Here is a 4,283-nt window from a genome sequence, read left to right as displayed (position 1 = left end):
CGGATTTTCCATTATGAATATAGTATCCTGTCAAGTCGCCTTTGTCAAGAGAAAATTTAACAACATCCAGACAAACGTTATTGTAGGGGTAATTCATGAATTACCCCTACACCTATTACCTAGTCCAGTAACCCACCACCACCATTGACTATGATTGAATTAATCACTGATTACTGATTACTGATCACTGATAATAACCCTTGACCGCCAAAACGGACAACATCGGTACAAAATAACCCCGTTTCCTCCTGCACGGTTTCTATAGCTTTAACTGCCGCCTCCGGACTAAGATGAAAAGTATTTAAACTAATCCCCTTTACCTTCACCTCCCCGAAACTTCCCCCAGCGCTGGCAGTCATTTCGCAGAGTTTAATCACTTCCGTTAGGGGAGGGATGAGAATATCGGGTAAATCTTTGATATGAATTTGTCCAGCGCGATGGACGAGAATTAACCCCGTTGGTTGACTGCCACGCATTAAGGGCAAGGTAGCGGTGGATCCAGGGTGTAATAGCGAGCCTTGACCCTCAATAAACAGAATATCGTTATTTTCCGCTGATTCTAACACCAAAGCCTCGATCGCACCAGCAGCATAATCGACGCGCACCGCATCCAAGGGTACACCTTTCCCCGCGATCATAATTCCCCCCTGTCCAGTGGCTAAAAATTGCGATTTTAGCCCTTTTTCTTGGGCAACTCGATGTAATTCGATGCTAGTGGACATTTTGCCCACACTCATATCCGTGCCTACCGTTAGAATACGCTGACAGGTTAAATTTTTCGCCCGCGCTTGCCCAATTTTTAAGTCTTGGGGTTCCAGACGGATATCCCAAATCCATTGATCCGGTTTAAGCTGAGAAAAAAGGGGTTTTAGAGGTGTATGGAGTCCATTAACGAGGGATAACCCTGTATTTACCGCCTCTTTGATTTCTTCTAGCCAATGGGGTGGTAAAATGCCCCCTGATGGTGCGATGCCAATTAACAGGGTATCGGGATGATAGGTTAGAGCTTCCCTAACAGTAGCAACAATCGGCAAGGGGCGATCGATTCCGGCCACTTCTTTTAAGGTACTGCCGGCGCTTTCTGCGTCAATAATCGCCACTACCTGCGCTTTCCCGTAACGCAGATAACTTAACCCAGTTTTGCCGCGAGTTCCTTTGATTCCTTCGTGGAGAAGAATCGCTACTTTCTTGTCAGGAGTCAAATAATTAGTCATCTTCTGTCCGTAAACTAACACCCAAACCGGGCAAATTATTTGGTTGTAAACGTCCCTTTTCCAAGCTTAAACCCGTAAAGGGATCATCGCGTAAATTTAAATGACTATCTAGGTCAAGATAGTTGACAAGCGGGCCAAGATGTGCTAGGGCAGTATTGGCTAAACTGCTATCAGAGTAACATCCGAACATAATTTGCAGTCGGCAAGCTTGGGCAATATGAATCATTCTCTGTACTTCGGCTAATCCACCAGCTTTCATTAGTTTAATATTAATGCCGTGGACTCGATCGGCCAGTTTCGGGATATCTTGACTAGAAAAACAGCTTTCATCGACGAAGATAGGTAGGGGCGATTTTTGGTATAAATCAATTAAATCTCGTTCTTGTCCCACGGATAGGGGTTGTTCCACATAAATAACGCCTTTTTCCTCTAACCATTGGCACATTTTCACCGCATCGCTCAATTTCCAACCACCATTAGCATCGACAGTTAGGGGCAAATGGGGGACAATTTCTTTAATAGCCAGAATTATAGCTCGATCGGCTTCTATACCGTCCGGTGAGCCTAATTTGACTTTTAATAAGCTAAAATCGCCAATTTCTAGCCAATCTAACAGCCTTTTCTGCACATTTTCTCGAGAATTTAAACCGATAGTAACAGAAACCGGCGGAATTAAAGAGCGATCGAGTCCAAAAATTTGCCAGAGAGGTAAATTAGCTTTTTTGCCTAACCAGTCGTGCAGCGCCGTGTCAATAGCGGCACGAGTAGCCGAAGATATCTGATTTTGCCATAAAATTTTCTCAATTTCTTGGCGTTGACAGGGGTGAAAAGATTGTAAAAGAGGAGCGATCGAGTTTAATTCTTGCAGAATTTTATCGGTTTTTTTCTCCTCGCTGGTAATATCAAAAGGGGATGCCTCTCCCCACCCTTCGATATTTTCCTCGCTAATTTGCAGCCAAATATTAGTATTTTTACTGGTAGTGCCGCGACTAATCGTTAAAGGTACTCGTTTATGAATAGTAAAAGTTTGCCAGTTTAGCAGCATAATTCACCTAGGGATGATCGGGGAATAGGAACAGAAAAATTATCTACACTTACCCAAATCCTTACTTCTGTCCACTCTCCCCGCAATCATACAACTTCCGGCGGTGTTTTTCGTCAAAGACAAAATATGATAGGCTAACCGAAGGTATAGGCAAGACGGCTGCGGGTTAGGAAATGGGATGAAAGAGGAGTGAGTTAACCAAAATCAATGATTAAGAAAAAGATTTCTTGCTGGGTAAATGGAGGTATTGCCCTCATTGATCGCTATCTGATCAGCCAACTACTACCCCCATTTTTATTTAGTGTTGGTTTATTTGCCTCTTTGGGAGTAGCGATCAGCAATCTTTCCGATTTAGCTAATCAGGTAGTTGATGCTAATCTACCCCTTGCCTCGGCCCTAGAAATTCTCCTGTTAAAAGTGCCAGAATTTGTCACTTATTCCCTGCCAGTTTCTCTTTTGCTGGCTACTTTAATCACCTACGGACGTTTAAGTAGTGATAGCGAAACCGTTGCCCTGCAAAGCTGTGGAGTCACTCTTTACCGTCTTTTTATACCGACTTTTTGCCTGAGTTTAATAGTTACAGTGGTGACATTTTTATTAAACGAATATGTGGTTCCTAATGCTAATTATCGAGCTACAGAAATTTTAGTGCAGAAAATTAATAAAGAAGCAAATTTTTGGAAAAACAAAGACTTTTATTATCCCGATTATGAAATAAAAACCCTAGAAAATGGTACGATTAATCGTAATTTAAGAAGTTTATTTTATGCCGAACAATTTGACGGGGAAAAAATGAAAACTGTCACCGTTATCCGTTGGCTAAAACAAGAATTAAATCAAATTATTATCGCCGATTCGGCCCGTTGGAATGCCGTCGATAACGTCTGGGACTTTTTTAACGGCATTATCTATGAATTAACCCCCCCTAACGCCTCCTATAGCCAAGTTATCCCCTTTAAAACCGAAAAAATCGCTTTATCTCGCTCCGCTTTCGATTTTGCTCGTCAAAGCCGCGATCCCTACGAGATGAACATACCACAGGCGATCGAATATGTGCAACTGCTCAAACTCAGTGGCGATGATAAGAGAGTCAGGTTTTTTCAAGTGCGAATCCAGCAAAAAATCGCCTTTCCCTTTGTCTGTATCGTCTTTGCCACCATCGGCTGTGCCTTGGGTTCTCTACCGCAAAGAATTAGTCGGGGAACCAGTTTCGGTCTCAGTGTCGCCATTGTTTTCCTCTATTATCTCTTAAACTTCTTAGTGGGCAGCTTGGGACTAACTGCCACCCTCTCCCCCTTCCTAGCTGCCTGGCTGCCTAACTTTTTCGGTTTTGGTTTAGGTCTGTGGTTATTATGGCGACTTAACGGTTAGACTTTTTTAAAAATTTTCGTCAAGATAGGAGACGTAGAGTTATAGCAGGCCCCTTAGTCTATGTTTCCCTTCTTCTTTAACACTTGTGGCAGCACTTCCCGTCAAGAATGTCAAGAGCTTAAATTAAAGTTATCATGATACTATTAGGGGTCGAGAAGGTCGTCACCGACTTCCCCTCCCATTCAGAACCGTGCATGAGACTTTCACCTCACACGGCTCCTAGTTTGACTGTTCCCTTGTTAAGGATACAGCTTGACTTCTTTTGGTTAGCCTTGTATTATCTAGTTTGACTTTCTGAAATTGTCAAACCAGATGATTTAAGGCTTCCATCAGATGCCGATTTATCATCGTGACAGCGGTTTTGCTTTAAGTGTTCCCTTGATTTCTTCGGTTAGATTTAGCCTTTGTTCTGGGGATACTGCTATCACTCCATCGACACCTGCTGTTTTCTTTCCTTGATTGTCTTGGGTTACTTTGCGTACTGCTAATAGACGAGCGTAGTATGATTTCACTAATAGACGTTGCCACCTTCTAACCTTTGCATCCTGTCCCGATTTAGCCGCTTGGTATATCCTCTTTTGGAGCTTGAAAACGTATCTTTGGACTTTCGCCCAATTGATAGCTTTCCATACATTCGTAGTCTTAGTGGTTTT

Annotated in this window: 3 protein-coding genes and 1 pseudogene; 1 reads left to right on the top strand and 3 read right to left on the bottom strand. The window is 42.8% G+C overall.

Translation table 11 applies throughout. The annotated features are described in order from the left end of the window. Window positions 1-170: 170 nt before the first annotated feature. Together IM515_RS25415 and IM515_RS25410 are read right to left on the bottom strand one after the other, a co-directional pair. Window positions 171-1,214, bottom strand: a complete 1,044-nt coding sequence (locus IM515_RS25415; RefSeq protein ID WP_287630209.1) for an N-acetyltransferase DgcN family protein — start codon at window positions 1,212-1,214, stop codon at window positions 171-173. Further along, on the bottom strand, window positions 1,207-2,259 hold the full coding sequence (locus IM515_RS25410; RefSeq protein ID WP_287630208.1) for a dipeptide epimerase: 1,053 nt from the start codon (window positions 2,257-2,259) through the stop codon (window positions 1,207-1,209). Before IM515_RS25410 ends, IM515_RS25415 begins: the two co-directional genes overlap by 8 nt. Before the next feature lie 207 nt (window positions 2,260-2,466). Here IM515_RS25410 and IM515_RS25405 point away from each other — a divergent pair, with 207 nt between their 5' ends. Next, on the top strand, window positions 2,467-3,630 hold the full coding sequence (locus IM515_RS25405) for an LptF/LptG family permease (RefSeq protein ID WP_287630207.1): 1,164 nt from the start codon (window positions 2,467-2,469) through the stop codon (window positions 3,628-3,630). A gap of 347 nt (window positions 3,631-3,977) precedes the next feature. Here IM515_RS25405 and IM515_RS25400 read toward each other — a convergent pair. Continuing rightward, window positions 3,978-4,283, bottom strand: a pseudogene (locus tag IM515_RS25400) (reverse transcriptase N-terminal domain-containing protein); the annotation flags it as partial.

Origin of the sequence: Microcystis sp. M44BS1 (genome assembly GCF_020244875.1) — a bacterium.
GTDB lineage: Bacteria > Cyanobacteriota > Cyanobacteriia > Cyanobacteriales > Microcystaceae > Microcystis > Microcystis panniformis.
This window is presented reverse-complemented; position numbering and strand designations above follow the sequence as displayed.

Coding starts and splice junctions, on each gene's coding strand:
- IM515_RS25415 (WP_287630209.1), bottom strand. CDS start 1,214: ATGACTAATTATTTGACTCCTGACAAGAAAGTAGCGATTCTTCTCCAC.
- IM515_RS25410 (WP_287630208.1), bottom strand. CDS start 2,259: ATGCTGCTAAACTGGCAAACTTTTACTATTCATAAACGAGTACCTTTA.
- IM515_RS25405 (WP_287630207.1), top strand. CDS start 2,467: ATGATTAAGAAAAAGATTTCTTGCTGGGTAAATGGAGGTATTGCCCTC.